This is a genomic window from Spiractinospora alimapuensis, from assembly GCF_018437505.1.
GTDB lineage: Bacteria > Actinomycetota > Actinomycetes > Streptosporangiales > Streptosporangiaceae > Spiractinospora > Spiractinospora alimapuensis.
Genome location: NZ_CP072467.1, coordinates 1,470,571 through 1,487,224, shown reverse-complemented (window position 1 = coordinate 1,487,224; position 16,654 = coordinate 1,470,571). Strand labels below are relative to the sequence as shown.

Sequence of the window (16,654 nt, the reverse complement as noted above, 5' to 3'; positions counted from 1 at the left end):
AGCCTGCCAGGGCACCGGGCCGTGGTGGAGTCGACGCCACCTCAACGCCATGACGTGCCGATTCGCCGTCGCGAGGAGAATGGAGTCCGTTCCACTGCTGGACGTATCACCCGCCGTCGTCGAGGCGACCGTCGTCGGATTCGCCGTATTGGCCGGGGCACTGCTGCAACGGGTCACCGGGATGGGGTTCGCCCTCGTCTCCGCGCCCTTCCTCGTCCTGATGGTCGGGCCCGCGTCCGGTGTGATCCTGGTCCACCTGTGCTCGCTCGGAACCGCCGGAACGATCCTGATTCTGGTTCGTCGGGACATCGACTGGGTTCGAGCCCTGGCGCTGTTCGCGCCGGCGTGTGTCGGAACGGTCTGTGGGGCTCTCATCGTTGGCGTCACCTCGGTGCCGGTACTCCAAGTGGCCGTGGGAGTTCTGGTCGTGGTGTCCCTGTCGGTTCCGGTGCTCGTCACGCGACTGCGCGTGCGCCCGCGGTTGCGTTATGTCCTGACCTCTGGGTACTTCAGCGGACTGATGGGATCCACGGCCGGACTGGCTGGACCGGCCCTCTCCGTGCTCGCCGTGACGACCCGCTGGAACCCGCGCGCCTTCGCCGCCACGATGCAGCCCTTCTTCCTCCTGCTCGCGGTGTTCACCATCGGCACCTATCTCGTGCTCGACCCCGCCAGCGTGCCCACGCTGAGCATCCCCATGTGGGTGGTGATCGCGTCCGCGTGCGTGGTCGGCATCGTCGTCGGCGAGTTCGCGGCCCGCCGCCTCCCCCTCCGAGCGGCCCGCGCCGCCCTGATCACGATCGCGCTCCTCGGCGGAGTCGTCACCACCATCAGGGGCATTACCGCCCTGTGATCGGGTGGGTTCACGCTGACGTCCGGCGGTGACCTCGCCCGGACGTGATCCGTCAGTCGATCCACGCGCGGAGACGGATGTTCCTTCGCGGCCGGGATTCCAGCACGACGCGCCGGGAGGGCAATCCCGGCGTGCGCACGCTCGGTGACGTAACGTCCCAGATCTGTGGCTCCCCGTGTCTCGAGCCGCGATCCGCGTTCCTGTTCGGAGACTTCAACGAGGTGCGGCCGTGCGAACCGATTCCGACGACGTCAGTTCCAACCGGTCCGGGAACCCGCCCTTCCAACGCGTTCTCGCGGAACGGTTCTCCCGGCGCGGGGTGCTGCGCGGTGGGACCCTCGCCGCGGCCGGTTTCCTGTTGGGCGGCGTGGCGCCGAACCTGGCCCGGGCCGCGAGTGGGGAAGCGGGGCCCCTGCTCGGTTTCTCCGCCGTTCCACTCAGTGCCGAGGACACGGTGGTCGTACCCGACGGCTACACCGCGACCGTGTTCGTGCCCTGGGGTCATCCGATCCGGTCTGATGGTCCGGAGTGGAAGGCCGACGCCTCCAACACCGCGGAGGAGGCCGCGCGACAGTTCGGCTCGCACCACGACGGGATGCACTTCTTCCCGCTCGGCCAGGGGCCCCAGGCAAGCCGCAACGGCCTGCTGGTCCTGAACCACGAGTACGTCGACCAGGCGCTCCTCCTCAGTGACGGGGACGAGGAGATGACCCAGGAGAAGGTCGACAAGGGCACGGCCACCCACGGCGTCAGCATTGTCGAGGTTGAGCTGGTGGACGGTGAGTGGCGGATCGTCGACTCCGACTACAACCGCCGGGTCACCGCGACCACGCCGGTCGAGTTCTCCGGGCCGGTCACGGCCGACCACCCGGCCCTCGCCGCGCTCGACCCCCAACCCCGCGGCACGATCAACAACTGCTCCCACGGCGTGACGCCCTGGAACACCTACCTCGCCTGCGAGGAGAACTTCAACAACTACTTCGGCACCACCGACGACTCCTGGGAGCCCACCCCGGAGCAGGACAGGTACGGCATCGACGACACCGGGTTCGGCTACAAGTGGTTCGAGGTCGACCAACGTTTCGACATCGCGACCAACTCCGAGGAAGCCAACAGATTCGGCTGGGTCGTCGAGATCGACCCGTTCGACCCCGACCACGTACCGGTCAAGCGCACCGCCCTGGGACGGGTGAAGCACGAGGGCGCGATCGTGACAGAAGCCCGGGGGAGGGTCGTCGTCTACACCGGGGACGACCAGGACGGCGACTACATCTACAAGTTCGTCGGGTCCCGGCCGTGGACGGAGCTGCTCGCCACCGGCAGGAGTCCCCTCGACCACGGCACCCTGCACGTGGCCCGCTTCGACGACGACGGCAGTGGCGCCTGGCTCCCGCTGACCTTCGGCGAAGGACCGCTCACCACCGAGAACGGATGGACGGACCAGGCCGACGTGCTGCTGCGGGCACGAATGGCGGCCGACGCCCTCGGCGCCACACCGATGGACCGACCCGAGTGGATCGCGGTCCAGCCCGGGACCCAGGACGTGTACTGCAGCCTCACCAACGGCAAGGCGGGGGAGGGGGAAGCCAACCCGCGGTCACCCAACCCCTACGGCCACATCATCAAGTGGCGTGAGGACGGCCACGACAACACCGCGACCGCCTTCACCTGGGACATCTTCCTACTCGCGGGTGACCCCGCCCACGACGACGCGGTGGACCTCGACGAGGACAACATGTTCGGCTCCCCGGACGGCCTCTGGTTCGATCCCCAGGGTCGTCTGTGGATCCAGACCGACGTCTCCAACTCCGCCCAACACGATCCGGACCGTGGCTACGACACCATCGCCAACAACGCGATGCTCGCCGCCGACCCCGAGACGGGCGAGGTCCGCCGGTTCCTCACCGGGCCCCGCGGTGCCGAGATCTCCGGGGTCGTCACCACACCGGACCAGACCACCATGTTCGTCAACGTCCAGCATCCAGGGGAGGCGGTGGACATGGTGGGAGAGCCGACGCCGGAGAACCCGCGGGCCGTGAGCAACTGGCCTGACCACGCACCCGACGGGCGACCTCGTTCGGCGACGCTCGTCATCCGCAAGGATGACGGAGGGGTCATCGGCACCTGAGCCGACCGGACTCGGCTCCGCAGCCTGGTCGTCTCAGTCCTCGTCCCACACGGTGACGGTGTTAGGGCCCATCCGGGCGACCAGCGCGTCGAAAGTGGTGAAGGACAACGGTGTTCCCGCGCCCTTGAGGCCGCCTCCGAGGGTGAGATCGGCCAGAGCGACGGCCACGGCGGCCGTGGCTCCGTAGTCGGACTCGGCGGTGAGCCCGAGCCGCACCCTCGTGTCCGCGCCGCTCCGGGTGCCGTGCGCCCGGACCGAGAGCCGAACCTCTTCCGGCCGCGAGGGGTCATGCCGCACGAAGCCGGCCAGGCGCGGCGCGAGCGCCGGCAGGGCGCCGACGCGCACCATGGTGGCGACCAACGCCGTGAACGGCGCGCTGTTCCAGCCCGTCCAGTAGGAGGTGCGCGCCAGGTCGGCCTCGACCGCGAGTGCCCGCCGCTCGGCGTGGTCGATGAGGCGGAGCCGCCGCGTCTCCGGCGAGCGGAGTCGAAAACCCGGCTCCGTGTGGCCCCGCGACTCCACCGGCGAAGAGATGATGCCGAGCATGTCCACGACCCCGGAGCGGCCCACGTTCGCGTTGGTGTTCTGGAGTAGGGACACGTCCACGTGGTCGACCTCGTCGAGTCGGGAGGCGGTCTTGACCGCGAGTAACCCTGACAGGCCGGGGAAGAGACCCGCCATGGAGACGGAGGCGACCGCCGCGGCGCGGGCCCGCTCGTCCAACGCGGCCACCGCGGTCGTCATCGCGCCGCTCGCGGTCACGTCCACGCAGGGAACGCCGAGCTCCAGACACACGTCCTGGACGAGCGGCTCCCGCTGCCCCAGCGCGACGATCACCGCGTCAGCACCGGTGATCGCGGTGCGGACACTGGCCGGATCCGTGGCGTCCAGTGTGGTGGTCTCGGCGTCCAGGAGTTTCGCGGTGGCAGCGCCCCGGTCCGGGCGGTGATCACCGACCACGAGCTTCCAGTCGGGACGGCGCCGCCCCACCTCGCGCCCGACCAGCACGCCGAGAACACCGGAACCACCAGCCACCACGATTCGCGACATGCCGTAAGGCTATGCCACCGACGCCGGCGCCGATTCGTGGGCGGATCCGCGAGCCTTCTCCGGTGGCGGGCCGAGGGGGAAGCCCCGCGCGCACCCTTCGTAGGACCTCCGACACCTGGCGCGGGGGTTCTCTCGACGCCGCCACATCGCGTGCGGCGTACCCACGCGACACACCTGCCCACCGCGAGTCTCCGCCAGTCACCGCGACTCGAGCGCCGCACGCCGAACCCCGCCCGGATGGCGAAACCCATGGCGAGGGACGTTGCTCGCGGGGTCTCCACGCCACCGCGTGTGTACGGATGGGCGTCTGTCCCTGACGAACAGCCCCAGCCCAGCGGGGCGAGACCTGGCCTGGCGAGTGCCCGTGCCGCGGTCGATCCGACCGGTCGTCGTGACCGGGTGCGGACATCGGGCCGATCGCCCACGGGCGTACCTGATGTACCCACGCGGTGCTGTCGTTCAACGGGCGCCCGGCGGTGGAGGCGGGGAGCTGTGTGCCAACATCCCCACCGCCCGCGTGGTGGTGACGAGGGGTGTCCGCTCTCGGACACGCGCCCGCCGGGCCGGGCACGGGAGGGACGTGGCGCGTGTCGCCCGATGGCCACGGAGGGGGAGCAACGACCGCGTGCTGGAGCCGTCGACGCCCCGCCGACCGATGGGTACCCGGACGCGGACCTGACTGGTGCCAGTGTTCACATCCACCACTCCGCGGCTGTCGCGCGAGGTCGGACATCGGGCGAGCGCTCGTTCCCCCGTGGGCGTCGGGGACACCGCGCGTGGTGTGCGGCCCCTGGACTGTTCGGCCCATGGACACGGTCCGATCCAGCAGGGCGCCCACCACGAAGGCCGTGCGGGACACCGGTCACCCAGCGGCACGGAGTCACACCCTCCGCGTGAGGGGCGGGGCGTACTAGCGGATGAGGCTCATCCAGTTGGGCGGTACCCGGCCGGCCGGGCCGGGGACTGGCTGGTCGGACGGGTGGGCGGTGGGCGGCGCGAGTGGCGGACCGTCACTGAGTTGGCCGGAGCGGTAGTCGAAGAACCACTCCTCGCCGGGTTCGAAGCTCTGGACGACGGGATGCCCGGTGTCCCGCTGGTGCCGAGTGGCGTGCTGGGATGGCGACGAGTCGCAGCAGCCCACGTGGCCACAGGCGGCGCACCGACGGAGGTGGAACCACCATCCGTCGGCCGCGAGGCACTCCTGGCACCCGGCCCCACTGGGCGGCGCCGCGGGGTCGATCGACTCCGGCATGTCGTTTCCAGTGCTCATGATGCCACGATAGCTCGCTGACCTGTGGTTTCTCTGGCTCCACGCCGAGAGGTCGCCGCAGGCGCGGATCTCCGGTTCAGGCCTGAGCACCGTGCCGTCACGATCGGCGCGGTTCCCGCCGTGTAGCCTCCCTTCTGGACACGCGGAGGAGGCTCAGTGGTCAGAGGACAGGGCGGTCGAGTCCTGGCCGCCAACCTACGGGTACTGCGGGACAGGTCGGGAATGTCGCTGTCCGAGGTCGCACGCAGATCCGGTATCGCCAAGGGCACCTTGTCGCAGTTGGAGTCGGGATCGGGCAACCCCACGATCGAGACCGTGTTCAGTTTGTCGAACGCCCTCCAGGTGCCGGTGTCGTCCCTGCTGAGCGAGCGGGAGGACCCCGACGTCATACTGGTCCGGTCCGACGAGGTGGAGGTCCTGAGCAGCAACGCCGTGGACCTCCGCATGCTGCGTCGCATGGACGTCACCCAACGGGTCCTGGAGCTCTACGACCAGCGGGTCCGTCCAGGAGAGCGGCAGTACTCCGACGGCCACCCGGGACGGGAGCACGTCGTGGTCACCGACGGGGTCCTGCGCGTCGGCCCGCCCGACTCCCCCTACGAGCTACGGGCGGGCGACTACGTCTGCTATCCGGCCGACACACCGCACATCTACGAGACTGTCGGTGGCCCGGTCACTTCGGTGCTCATGTTGGAGTATCCGGCCGACGCGGGACCGCCGACCCTCGGCGGTTCCTGCCCCGCCACAGGAACCACCCCGACCGTCGTGCCCTGAACACAGAGGCGAGCGGGACGACGTCCGATCACCGATCGGGTGGGCCCCCGCGCCAGGTGGGCAACGGTTCCCGGTCCAGCGCGACGTCGGCGGCGGCCTCGGCCACCAGCGTGGTGGACTCCAGGGTCGGGATGGGGGACTCGGCTGGCGGCACCAGGAGTGGGAACTCCGTGCAGACGAGGGCGACGGCGTCGCAGCCCTCCGCGGCGAGCCGTCGGATGACCGTCACGAACTCGGCACGGGTCTCCTCCGTGAACACCCCGTGGGTCAGCTCGCCGAACGTCCGCTCCTGGATGAGGGCGCGGCTCTCGGCGTCGGGGATCCCGGCCGAGATGCCGTGCTCGGTGAGAACCCGCGGATAGAGGCCGGCCTCCATCGTCCACCGGGTGCCCAGGACGCCCACACGGTTGTAGCCGGCGGCCTTCGCGGTGCGGGCCACGACCTCGGCGATGTGCAGCCCGGGGAGCGCGAGGTCCACACCGGGACGTTCCAGGGCGAGGTGCGCGGTGTTGTCCGGGCAGAGGAAGAAGTCGGCTCCCGCCGCGGCCAGCCGGTCCACGCTGCGGGCCAGGATGTCGCGCACGGTGTCGTAGTCGCCCGTCTCCCAGGCGGGCATGCTCTGGCCCATGGCGACGCAGTCCATGGTGACGTCGGGGTGGTTGTGGTCCCCGAGTTCCGCCATCGCCGTCTCGCAGTAGTGACGAAAACACATCGCGGCCCCGGGCACGCTGTGCGCCAGGATTCCTACGTGCTTCACGGACGCTCCTCACAGCCGGAATCCGGTGACACGACGAGCGTAGTACCCGCTTCCCCGAAGGGGGAGGGGTGGGCGTCGCGGGATCCGGCGTGGCGGGCCGCGTCGGATCCCGACCACCACCGACACATCGCGTCCTCCGTTCGTGAGACCCGACCGTTCGTTTTCGTGAACAGGGAAGAGGGGAGGCGAGGGGCGTGTGTCGGGCGTTTCCCGCCGGCGGGAGATGGCCCTCGCCGACGACGTGCGCGCGTGGCCACGAAACGTGTCCGTCGCGATCGCCGGCGCGCGGGGATTGACGTGGGTCACGGTCGCTGACTAGCCTCTCGAAGTTCAGTTTAATGAACACTCATGATCGCTGTGGGGCACCGCGCGGTGCCCGCGCGACGCACCTGCCGCTCTCGGACCGATAGCGACCCGGAACAGCACCACACCGCACGACCGGCCCCCATCGGAGAACAACGAACGGAGAGTGCCCCATGACGAAAGAGAGACTCGAGGGAGTCGTCGTCGCCACCGCGCTGCCCTACGCCGAGGACGACTCGGCCCCCGCCGGACTCCGCGTCGACCTGGACCGCTACGCGGAACACTGCCGCTGGCTCATCGACAACGGCTGTCGTGGTGTCGGACCCAACGGATCCCTCGGCGAGTACTCGTCCCTGACCGACGAGGAGCGACGCGCCGTCGCGCGCACCGCCATCGACACGGTCGGCGACGACGGAGTCGTCGTGGTCGGAGTACACGGCGCCGGTGCCCACCAGGCCCGTGCGTGGGCGGAGAAGGCCGCGGAGGACGGCGCCGACGGGGTGCTCTGCCTCCCACCCACGATGTACCGGGCGAACGACGCCGACGTGGTGCACCACTTCGAACAGGTCGCCGCGGTCGGCCTCCCCGTCATGATCTACAACAATCCCCTCGACACGAAGGTCGACCTCACACCCCGGCTCGTGGCCGAGATCGCCGCGATCGACAACATCGTGTCCGTCAAGGAATTCACCGGGGACGTGCGCCGCGTCCTGGAACTGCGGGAACGCGCCCCCGAACTCGCCGTCATCGCCGGCGCCGACGACGTCGCCCTGGAAGCGCTCCTCATGGGCGCCACCGGATGGTTCGCCGGTTTCCCCAACGTCTTCCCGGCCGAGTCCCTTCGGCTGTACGACCTCGCCCGGTCCGGCAAGCTGGACGAGGCCCGCGCCCTCTACGAGCCGCTGGTCGCCGCGTTCCGCTGGGACTCGAGGACAGAATTCGTCCAGGCCATCAAGCACGGGATGGAGATGGTCGGTCGTTTCGGCGGCCCCTGCCGTCCCCCGCGCGGCCCCCTCCCGGCCCACCAGCTCGCCGAGCTGGAAGCCGACATGCGCCGCGCCATCGACCACCTCGCCGCGAACCCGGCGGGTTCCTGACATGCGTGCCGGGCGCTACTTCTCCGCGGTCGACTCCCACACCGAGGGGATGCCAACCCGAGTCGTGACCGGCGGCGTCGGACCCGTCCCCGGCGCCACGATGGCGGAGCGTCGTACCTACTTCATGGAGCACCTGGACCATATCCGGGAACTCCTGGTCAACGAGCCGCGCGGCCACGCCGCGATGAGCGGCGCGATCCTGCAGCCGCCCTCCCGCCCGGACGCCGACTGGGGCGTCATCTACATCGAGGTCTCGGGCTGTCTGCCGATGTGCGGCCACGGCACGATCGGTGTCGCCACGGTCCTGGTCGAGACGGGCATGGTCGAGGTGACCGAACCCGTCACCGAGGTCCGGCTCGACACACCGGCGGGACTGGTCACCGCGCGCGTCTCGGTGACCGACGGGCGGGCCGAGTCGGTGACCATCCGCAACGTGGCGTCGTTCTCGGTGGCTCACGACGCCACCGTGCGCGTTCCCGGTATCGGTGACGTCCGCTACGACATGGCCTACGGAGGCAACTTCTACGCCATCGTGCCGATCGAGGACCTCGGGATCCCGTTCGACAAGGCGGAGAAGGATCGGATGGCGACCGCTGGACTGGCCATCATGGACGCCATCAACGCCCAGAACCGGCCCGTGCACCCGATCGATCCCACCATCGCCGGCTGTAAGCACGTCCAGCTCACCGCCTCCGGCGGGACGGGCGCCGACGCGCGCAACGCGATGGTCATCCACCCCGGATGGTTCGATCGGTCACCCTGCGGCACCGGGACCAGCGCGCGCATGGCCCAGCTCCACTCCCGCGGTGAGCTCGCGGTGGGACAGGACTTCGTCAACCAATCGCTGCTGGGCACCAGCTTCACCGGCCGCCTGCTCGAGGAGACCGACGTCGGTGGGCTCCCCGCCGTGGTGCCGACCGTCACCGGCCGTGCCTGGATCACCGCCATGGGCCAGTACCTACTCGACCCCGACGACCCGTTCCCGCGCGGCTTCACCCTCTGAACCGGACGCACCCCGCGTCCCATCGACGCTGGGTACCGCCGCGGACCCCGCGGCGGTACCCAGCGTCGGCGCCACCCCTCCCAGCGTGACCCGCGCTCCGGGCCCCATCGCGATCCGCCCGATCCGTGCCGGTCCCGGTCACCGGCGCGGATCGGGTATCGCCCGGAGGGCGAGGAAGCCCGTTGGCTCTCGGCGCAGACGCTGGTAGGTCTCGGCGTTGATGCCGGCCGCCGACTCCGTGGGTCGGGGCTCGAGGAGTCGCTCGATGAGGAATCCGGCCGCGCGCAGTTCCTCGCAGGTCTGTTCCAGGGAGGTCACCCAGTGGCGGACCCGCCAGCCCCTGCTCCACGTCTCCTCGACCACGCGCGGCTCGAAATAGCCGCCGCCGTGGCGCATCCAGTCTCCCGTGGGGTGCATGCGGGACAGCACCAGGGCGCCTTCGGGCCGTAGGACGCGACGTAGCTCCGACAGGGCCGCGACCCGGTCGTCGACGTACTCCACGGCGAGAGCGAAGAGGACGAGGTCGACCGAACCGTCGGGCACCCAGTCAAGTGGTTCGGCGAGGTCGTGGACGTGGAACGCGCCCGTCGGCACGCGGTGTCGGGAGAGTTCGACCATGCGGGGGCTGTTGTCGAGCCCGGTGACCCGAGCCCCACGCGCCACCAACTCCTCGGCGTACAGCCCGGGTCCGCAGGCGACGTCGAGGACATGGAGGTCCGTGACCTCGCCCAGGAGCTCCAGGCAGGCGGGCCGGTCGTAGTGGGCGTTGTAGAGGCTGTCCTGGGCGTGGTCGAGGAAGTCGTCGGCGAAGTCGTCGTACTGAGGATGAGATCCCAACGGTTCTGGCATCCGCTCAGTATGGCGACCACCGGCGGCGCCCGCACCGTCGGCCGCGCGTGGGGTCGAGGGAGCGCCTGGGTCAGCCGTCAGTTCCGGAGCCCGCGGCGAACCGGGCTCCGGGGCGCAGACCGTAAGGCCGGCCCAGGCCGTCCAACCACCCCTCCTCCGCGAGGAGGACGAACGCGGTTTCCGCGGCGCGGCCGTGGGGGTGACTGTGGGGTGGCCAGTCATGGGCCGCCATCACCGCCGCCCAGTTCGGACCGTGGTGGTGTTCGGCGCGGAAGGCCTGGACCCACTCCGCCACCGCGGATTCACGTCCGGCGACCAGGATTTTGGCCCGCTCGTCCACGGACTCCACCGCGTCGAGCTCGGGCCAGGTCAAGTCCGCGGTGACGGGGCGGGGCTCCGTCGGTCGCGAAGGCTCCTCCGGAGGCTCGGGGGCCATGGGCGCCACCGCCTCCCCGAGCTGCGCGCTGACTCCGGTCGCGGTGACGGTGGGCAGATCACTGAGCCAGCCCTTCGTCACCAGTTCGCCCAGGCAGGACACCAACTCGTCCACACCGTCCAGCGCACAGGCGGCGATCAGGTGGTTGGCGGTGAAATCCACCCCACCGCCCGGCGCCGCGTAGGTCGTGAGGTACAACGCCGCGAGCCGCGTCCCGTTGGACTTCTTGCGGAGCGCCTTGTGGGCCAGGGTCCCCGTGCTCCAACCCGAGACACGCGTGCGCACCTTCGCCCCGACGTCCCACGGATTGTCGACGAACTCCGGAAGTCCGCACACCGCGGGGGTTTGCGCGTCGGAGTTCAACACGGCCGAGGGGGTGGTCTTCAGCCAACCGGTCTCGGTGAGTGCGCTGACGGTCGTCTCGGGATCCGCCACACGCAGGGACCGCACATCCTGCGAGGTCACGTTGGCCACGCCGGTCCGGGCGGCCCGCAGGAGGCAGACGAGGGCCAGGAGTCGGGCGTCGGCGTCGGCCCCCGGCCGGGTGGTGGCGAGGTACTCCCAGACCTGACGAAGGAACTTCGCCTGCGGGGCGGTGAGCCGAAGAGGGCGGCGTGGTCCGCGGCGGGTGCTTTCGTCCTCCATGCCAGGATTGTCCGCCGGCGGTGGGGAGGGCGAATGATTGTGGATCCCGGCGGTGTGGCACACGGGGCAGTCCATCGCCCGGAGGAGGTCCGGGTCGTCCGGGTCGGGCGTGGATCGGGGAATCTTTCTGGGACTCAATGTGGCGTCTTCCCACCAGTGGTCGACATGGCCAGAATGTGTGTGCGGGGAAGGAAGAGTTTAGCGCGGGAGATCGCTCGCGTCGGCGGAATTCGTTGGTGCGAACCCATCGACAACGGCGGTGATCCGGGCGGCGATCGCTGTCGGGGAAGCGACCGGGGCGACCCCACCGCTGCCGTGGTGGACGTGGCCGCGGCGAGCGACGTTCGCGCATAATCGGCCCCATGACTCGCAGCCTTCTCGACGACGCCGCACGCGTCCACGACCGCACCCGCGCACTGCGCCGTACTCTGCACGCCCAGCCGGAGATCGGACTGGACCTGCCGCACACCAGGCGGGCCGTGCTGAAGGAGATCGCCGATCTCGACCTTCCGCTCCGTCTGTCCGAGACCACGTCTGCCGTGGTGGCCGAACTCCATGGTGCGAACGATGGCCCGACGCTCATCTTGCGTGGCGACATGGACGCCCTGCCGCTGACCGAGGACACTGGCCTCCCGTACGCTTCGGCGGTCCCCGGCGTGATGCACGCGTGCGGTCACGACACCCACACCGCCATGTTGGCCAGCGCGGCCCGTGTGCTGGCCGGTCGGCGCGAGGAGATCGCCGGACGTGTGCTCTTCTTCTTCCAGCCGGGTGAGGAGGGGTACCACGGAGCGTGGCACGCCCTGGAGGAGGGCTTGCTCGACGCACCGGACGTCGCCGGCGCCTTCGCCCTGCACATCAGTACCCAGTTTCCCAGCGGCACGGTGAACGTGCGTCGGGGCCCCATTCTCGCGTCCGCGGACTTCTTCGAGGTCACCGTGCACGGGAGGGGTGGTCACGCCTCAGCGCCGTACCGGGCCCAGGACCCGATCCCCGCTGCCTGCGAGATGGTCACAGCCTTGCAGGTCGCTCTCAGCCGGCGCCTGGACACCTTCGACCCGTCGGTCGTGACCGTCAGTCGGATCACGGCCGGTACCACCAACAACATCATTCCCGCCACGGCGGAGCTCGAGGGCACGATCCGATGCCTGAGCCAGGAGAACCGCGAGTTGGTCCACTCGCTGATCCGGCAGGTGGTCAAGGGAGTGGCCGACGCCCACGGGCTGACCGCCGACGTCACCCTGCACCTCGGCTACCCGGTGACCGACAACGACGCCGACTTCACCGACCGGGTGCGTGACGTCGCGGCGCGCACGGTCGGGGCGGAGCGGGTCCACGAACTGGCGAACCCTCTCATGGGCGCGGAGGACTTCTCCTACCTCCTCCACCGCCATCCGGGATCGATGGCGTTCCTCGGCGCGTGCCCGCCGGAGTACGGCCACCCCGACGAGGCGCCGGCGAACCACTCCAACCTGGTGGTCTTCGACGAGTCCGCGATGGACACCGGAGTCGCCACCTACGCGGCGGTGGCGCTGGACCACCTCCGCCCCGGCTGATCAGCCGAACGAACCGGGTGGACCTCCCGTGGTCCGGACGCGGCGCCTCGGCGGTTCGTCCGGACCACGCGCGCCGAAGGAGGCACGAACCGGTCGCCGGAAGTGCGGTGAAACGCGGGGAATCAGGCGCAACGTCACCGTGGACCGACGTTGACCACGCGATTGCCGCGTGCAACCGTGTTGATCGAGCGCCTTGAGCGGGGGAACGACCCCCGCCGAGCAGCCGACGCGAGGCGGTCAGTGTCCTGGGAGGTTCTGGGTGTCAGTCGTGGCATCGCGTCAGGCGTCCGCTGTGGTAGTCGCGGGGGTGCTCCTCGTCGGGTCGGGGTGTTCGGCGGGTGCGGGGAGTGGCGGCGAGGACACCGCGATGGCGGTCGGCTTCACCGCCGAACCGGCGAGTCTGGACTTCACCTCCAACGACGGTGCTGCCATCCCGGAGGTCCTGCTCGGCAATGTCTACGAGGGGCTGGTCGAGCTCGACGCCGATGGTGAGATCCAGCCGGCGCTCGCGGAGTCGTGGGACGTCAGCGACGACCGGCGCACCTACGAGTTCACACTGGCTCCGGAGGTCACCTTCAGCAACGGCGAGCCCTTCACGGCCGACGACGTCGTGTTCAGCGTCGAACGGGTGCGACAAGAGTGGACGATCTCGGTCGCCGCGGCGATGGACGTCGTGGAGTCGGTGACCGCCGAGTCGCCGACCGAGGTGACGGTGGAGCTGAGCGAGCCCAGCAACGGGTGGCTGTACGCGATGACCACGCGAATCGGTGCGATGTTCAGCCCAACAGGGATGGAGGACCTCGACACCGACCCCGTCGGCACCGGGCCCTACACGGTCGCCGACTGGACGCGCGGCGACTCCATCACCCTGGAGCGGCGTGCGGACTACTGGGGAGAGGAGCCCCCGACCGAGACGGTCGAGTTCCGGTACTTCGACGACGAGAACGCCCTCAGCAACGCGATGTTGACCGGAGCGCTCGACGTCGTCAGCAACATCGCGGCCCCGGAGAGTCTGGACCAGTTCACGCGGGACGACCAGTACCAGGTGATCGAGGGCACCACCAACGGCGAGGTCGTCCTCGCCCTGAACAACGACCGAGAGGTGTTCGCCGACGAGCGGGTACGCCAGGCGATCGCGCAGGCGATCGACCGGGACGCCCTGCTGGACATCGTCTGGGCGGGCCACGGAGAACCGATCGGCAGCATGGTTCCCCCCACGGATCCGTGGTACGAGGACCTCACCGACGTCCACCCCTACGACCCCGAACGAGCCGAGGAACTGCTAGAGGAGGCCGGAGTGGGGGACCTGACGCTCGACTTCCCCGTGCCCAACCTTCCCTACGCGATCGACACCGCGCAGGTGGTGAAGTCCGACCTCGCGGAGGTCGGCATCACGGCCGAGATCGAACCCCTGGAGTTCCCGGCGGTGTGGCTCGAGGACGTGTTCACCGGCCACGACTTCGACCTGTCGGTGATCGCGCACACCGAGGGCCGCGACATCTCCACGTTCGCCGACCCCGAGTACTACTGGGGATACGACGACGACGAGCTACGCACCCTGCTCACCGAGGCCGACCGCTCCGATCCGGACACCCAGGCCGACCGTATGGGCGAGGCGGCGGAACTCCTGGCACAGGACGTCGCCGCCGTCTTCCTCTACGTCCAACCGATGCTCATCGTCGCCGACGAATCCGTCGAGGGCCTGCCCGACAACCGGGTCGGCGAGTCGTTCGACGTCACCACCCTGACACGGAGCTGAACTACCCGTGGTGACGCGGATCCTGCGCAGAGGACTGATCTTCGTCGTCAGCCTGGCCGTCGCCTCGGTCGTGGTGTTCGTCTTCATGGCGGTGCTACCGGGCGACCCGGCCCAGGTCGCCCTGGGCACCAACGCCACGCCGGAGGCCGTGCGACAGATGCGCTCGGAGTACGGCACCGATCGGCCGCTGCTCGTCCAGTACGCGGAATGGGTCGGTGGGCTGGTCCAGGGAGACTTCGGTCGCTCCTACGTCACGGGCGCGGAGATCGGCCCGCAGATCCTGGACCGGTTCCAGGTGACGCTGTGGCTGTGTGTCACGGCGATGGGGGTGGCGTTGGCGATCGCCCTACCGCTGGGGGCCTTCGCCGCGGCGCGGCACCGCACCCTCGGCGGAACCGTGCTGTCGGGGCTCAGCCAGGTGGGCGTCGCGATCCCCAACTTCCTGCTGGGCATCCTCCTGATCATGCTGTTCGCGGTGCACCTCGGCTGGTTTCCCTCCGGCGGGTGGACCCCTCCCGCCGAGGACCCCGTGGCGTTCGCGAGGAAACTGGTCCTGCCCGCGGTCTCACTCGGCCTGGTCCAGGGGGCCATCCTGACCCGCTACGTCCGATCCGCCGTGGTGGACGTCCTGCGTGAGGACTACGTGCGCACCGCACGCGCCAAGGGACTCCGCCCCTACCAGGCCCTCGTCCGTCACGGTCTGAGGAACGCCGCCATCCCGGTGGTGACCGTACTGGCGCTCCAGTTGGCGACCCTGCTCATCGGCGCGGTCGTCATCGAGCGCGTCTTCGTCATTCCCGGTCTGGGGAGCCTGTTGTTGGACGGAGTCGGTGACCGTGACCTGTTGCTGGTGCAGGGTGTGGTGATGGTCCTCGCGCTCGCCGTCCTCCTGATCAACTTCTTGGTCGACCTGCTGTACACGGTCGTGGACCCACGCGTGCGGACGGCCGCACCATGAGCGCGGGAGTGGGGCCACCGGAGGACACCCGGCCAACGGACCATCCACGGAGCGGTCCGGCGCGGCGCCCCGGCCGTCGGGTCAACGCCAGCCTCGCGGTCGGCACCGTTTTGGTCGGACTCGTCGTCCTGGTCGCGTTGGTGGCCGTGGTCTGGACCCCGCACAACCCGGTCCGCAACGACGCCGCGGTGCGACTCCTCGGCCCGGGGACGCCCCAGTACTGGTTGGGGACCGACAAGTTCGGCCGCGACGTCGTGAGTCAGCTCATGGCCGGTGCGCGCGTCACCCTGCTCGTGGGAGTGGTGGCCGTCGGCATCGCCGCCGTCGTCGGCACCCCGGTCGGGATCCTCGCGGGCATGACCCGGCGACGCGTCGGTGAGTTCCTGATGCGCGTCAACGACCTCGTGTTGGCCTTTCCCGCGCTGCTGATGGCGATCATGTTCGGCGCGGTGTTCGGCGCGAGCACGGTCACGGCGATGGTCGCGATCGGTGTCGCCACCGTTCCCAGCTTCGCCCGGATCGCCCGCGGAGCCACCCTGCAGGTGCTGAGTCACGACTACGTCCAGGCGGCCCGCGCCGCGGGCCGACGTCCCATCGGCATCGCGGTGCGTCACGTGCTCCCCAACATCTCCAGCCTGTTGATCGTGCAGTGCTCGGTCTCGTTCGCCATCGCCATCCTGGCGGAGGCCGCACTGTCCTTCCTGGGGTTCGGCACCCGTCCCCCCACCCCCTCCTGGGGACGCATGCTCCGCGAGTCCCAGGAGTTCCTGTTCAGTGACCCCGCCCTGGTCCTGTGGCCCGGCCTGGCCATCGCCCTGGCGGTCCTCGGCTTCAACCTTCTCGGCGACGGACTGCGCGACCGCCTGGACCCCCGACTCACCGAGCGCGGTCCGTGACGGCAACGCCCTTCCGACCGCGGACGCGTCCGGTGTGGAGCTCGTCGCGGTGGGGGCGTGCGGTCGTGACCCCGGGGGAACGGCGCGGCGACAACGATGCCACCGTGACCATGCGGCCCCGCGACCCGGGCGAGGGCCGATCACCGGACGAGCCGGGACGCCGCGCCGCACACCACCGCGCCCGCGTCTGAGGCCCCGGCCCAGAACCTGGGGGCCGAGGCGGGGCGAGGGGGACACGAGTCTGGGGTCGATGCTCCCCAAGGTGGTCGAGAGCTCTCGTCTCCCGCACCGCACCGTGGGCCCACTCCGTTGGTCAGCGT

14 protein-coding genes are annotated in these 16,654 nt (G+C 70.0%); 9 read left to right on the top strand and 5 right to left on the bottom strand.

Features of this window, described 5'->3' with window-relative positions; translation table 11 throughout:
• Nucleotides 1-79: 79 nt before the first annotated feature.
• Both J4H86_RS06885 and J4H86_RS06880 read left to right on the top strand, forming a co-directional pair.
• Nucleotides 80-853, top strand: a complete 774-nt coding sequence (locus J4H86_RS06885) for a sulfite exporter TauE/SafE family protein (RefSeq protein ID WP_236542674.1) — start codon at nucleotides 80-82, stop codon at nucleotides 851-853.
• A gap of 229 nt (nucleotides 854-1,082) precedes the next feature.
• Entirely contained in the window at nucleotides 1,083-2,981 is a 1,899-nt protein-coding gene (locus J4H86_RS06880) for a PhoX family protein (RefSeq protein ID WP_236542673.1), read from the top strand.
• Nucleotides 2,982-3,014: 33 nt separating this feature from the next.
• Here J4H86_RS06880 and J4H86_RS06875 read toward each other — a convergent pair whose 3' ends face one another.
• Both J4H86_RS06875 and J4H86_RS06870 read right to left on the bottom strand, forming a co-directional pair.
• Nucleotides 3,015-4,031, bottom strand: coding sequence for a saccharopine dehydrogenase family protein (locus J4H86_RS06875; protein ID WP_236542672.1), 1,017 nt, complete (start codon nucleotides 4,029-4,031; stop codon nucleotides 3,015-3,017).
• Nucleotides 4,032-4,941: 910 nt separating this feature from the next.
• On the bottom strand, nucleotides 4,942-5,301 hold the full coding sequence (locus tag J4H86_RS06870) for a UBP-type zinc finger domain-containing protein (protein WP_236542671.1): 360 nt from the start codon (nucleotides 5,299-5,301) through the stop codon (nucleotides 4,942-4,944).
• A 156-nt stretch (nucleotides 5,302-5,457) separates the two neighbouring features.
• Here J4H86_RS06870 and J4H86_RS06865 point away from each other — a divergent pair, with 156 nt between their 5' ends.
• Nucleotides 5,458-6,075: a helix-turn-helix domain-containing protein gene (locus J4H86_RS06865; RefSeq protein WP_236542670.1), complete on the top strand. Its 618-nt coding sequence runs from the start codon at nucleotides 5,458-5,460 to the stop codon at nucleotides 6,073-6,075.
• A gap of 28 nt (nucleotides 6,076-6,103) precedes the next feature.
• On the opposite strand, the gene J4H86_RS06860 is transcribed toward J4H86_RS06865, so the two are convergent.
• Entirely contained in the window at nucleotides 6,104-6,832 is a 729-nt protein-coding gene (locus J4H86_RS06860; RefSeq protein WP_236542669.1) for an aspartate/glutamate racemase family protein, read from the bottom strand.
• Between the two features lie 476 nt (nucleotides 6,833-7,308).
• On the opposite strand from J4H86_RS06860, the gene J4H86_RS06855 reads away from it, so the two are divergent.
• Entirely contained in the window at nucleotides 7,309-8,232 is a 924-nt protein-coding gene (locus J4H86_RS06855) for a dihydrodipicolinate synthase family protein (RefSeq protein WP_236542668.1), read from the top strand.
• Between the two features lies 1 nt (nucleotide 8,233).
• Complete coding sequence (locus tag J4H86_RS06850; protein ID WP_236542667.1) at nucleotides 8,234-9,235, top strand: proline racemase family protein; 1,002 nt, start codon at nucleotides 8,234-8,236, stop codon at nucleotides 9,233-9,235.
• Nucleotides 9,236-9,373: 138 nt separating this feature from the next.
• On the opposite strand, the gene J4H86_RS06845 is transcribed toward J4H86_RS06850, so the two are convergent.
• The gene (locus J4H86_RS06845; protein WP_236542666.1) at nucleotides 9,374-10,084 is read right to left on the bottom strand and encodes a class I SAM-dependent methyltransferase; all 711 of its coding nucleotides are present in this window, start codon (nucleotides 10,082-10,084) and stop codon (nucleotides 9,374-9,376) included.
• A 70-nt stretch (nucleotides 10,085-10,154) separates the two neighbouring features.
• Entirely contained in the window at nucleotides 10,155-11,165 is a 1,011-nt protein-coding gene (locus J4H86_RS06840) for a hypothetical protein (protein ID WP_236542665.1), read from the bottom strand.
• A 362-nt stretch (nucleotides 11,166-11,527) separates the two neighbouring features.
• Here J4H86_RS06840 and J4H86_RS06835 point away from each other — a divergent pair, with 362 nt between their 5' ends.
• From J4H86_RS06835 to J4H86_RS06820, 4 genes are all read left to right on the top strand, one after another.
• Nucleotides 11,528-12,721, top strand: coding sequence for a M20 metallopeptidase family protein (locus tag J4H86_RS06835; protein WP_236542664.1), 1,194 nt, complete (start codon nucleotides 11,528-11,530; stop codon nucleotides 12,719-12,721).
• Nucleotides 12,722-12,989: 268 nt separating this feature from the next.
• A complete protein-coding gene (locus tag J4H86_RS06830; protein ID WP_236542663.1) occupies nucleotides 12,990-14,480 on the top strand; it encodes an ABC transporter substrate-binding protein in 1,491 nt (496 codons plus the stop codon).
• A gap of 7 nt (nucleotides 14,481-14,487) precedes the next feature.
• The gene (locus J4H86_RS06825) at nucleotides 14,488-15,438 is read left to right on the top strand and encodes an ABC transporter permease (RefSeq protein ID WP_236542662.1); all 951 of its coding nucleotides are present in this window, start codon (nucleotides 14,488-14,490) and stop codon (nucleotides 15,436-15,438) included.
• On the top strand, nucleotides 15,435-16,334 hold the full coding sequence (locus J4H86_RS06820; protein WP_236542661.1) for an ABC transporter permease: 900 nt from the start codon (nucleotides 15,435-15,437) through the stop codon (nucleotides 16,332-16,334). The genes J4H86_RS06825 and J4H86_RS06820 overlap by 4 nt, the downstream gene beginning before the upstream one ends.
• Nucleotides 16,335-16,654: the final 320 nt, after the last annotated feature.

Excerpts from the sequence above, each read along its gene's own strand:
- J4H86_RS06820 (WP_236542661.1), top strand. The coding sequence starts at position 15,435 with ATGAGCGCGGGAGTGGGGCCACCGGAGGACACCCGGCCAACGGACCAT.
- J4H86_RS06885 (WP_236542674.1), top strand. The coding sequence starts at position 80 with ATGGAGTCCGTTCCACTGCTGGACGTATCACCCGCCGTCGTCGAGGCG.
- J4H86_RS06835 (WP_236542664.1), top strand. The coding sequence starts at position 11,528 with ATGACTCGCAGCCTTCTCGACGACGCCGCACGCGTCCACGACCGCACC.
- J4H86_RS06870 (WP_236542671.1), bottom strand. The coding sequence starts at position 5,301 with ATGAGCACTGGAAACGACATGCCGGAGTCGATCGACCCCGCGGCGCCG.
- J4H86_RS06855 (WP_236542668.1), top strand. The coding sequence starts at position 7,309 with ATGACGAAAGAGAGACTCGAGGGAGTCGTCGTCGCCACCGCGCTGCCC.
- J4H86_RS06840 (WP_236542665.1), bottom strand. The coding sequence starts at position 11,165 with ATGGAGGACGAAAGCACCCGCCGCGGACCACGCCGCCCTCTTCGGCTC.
- J4H86_RS06875 (WP_236542672.1), bottom strand. The coding sequence starts at position 4,031 with ATGTCGCGAATCGTGGTGGCTGGTGGTTCCGGTGTTCTCGGCGTGCTG.
- J4H86_RS06845 (WP_236542666.1), bottom strand. The coding sequence starts at position 10,084 with ATGCCAGAACCGTTGGGATCTCATCCTCAGTACGACGACTTCGCCGAC.
- J4H86_RS06850 (WP_236542667.1), top strand. The coding sequence starts at position 8,234 with ATGCGTGCCGGGCGCTACTTCTCCGCGGTCGACTCCCACACCGAGGGG.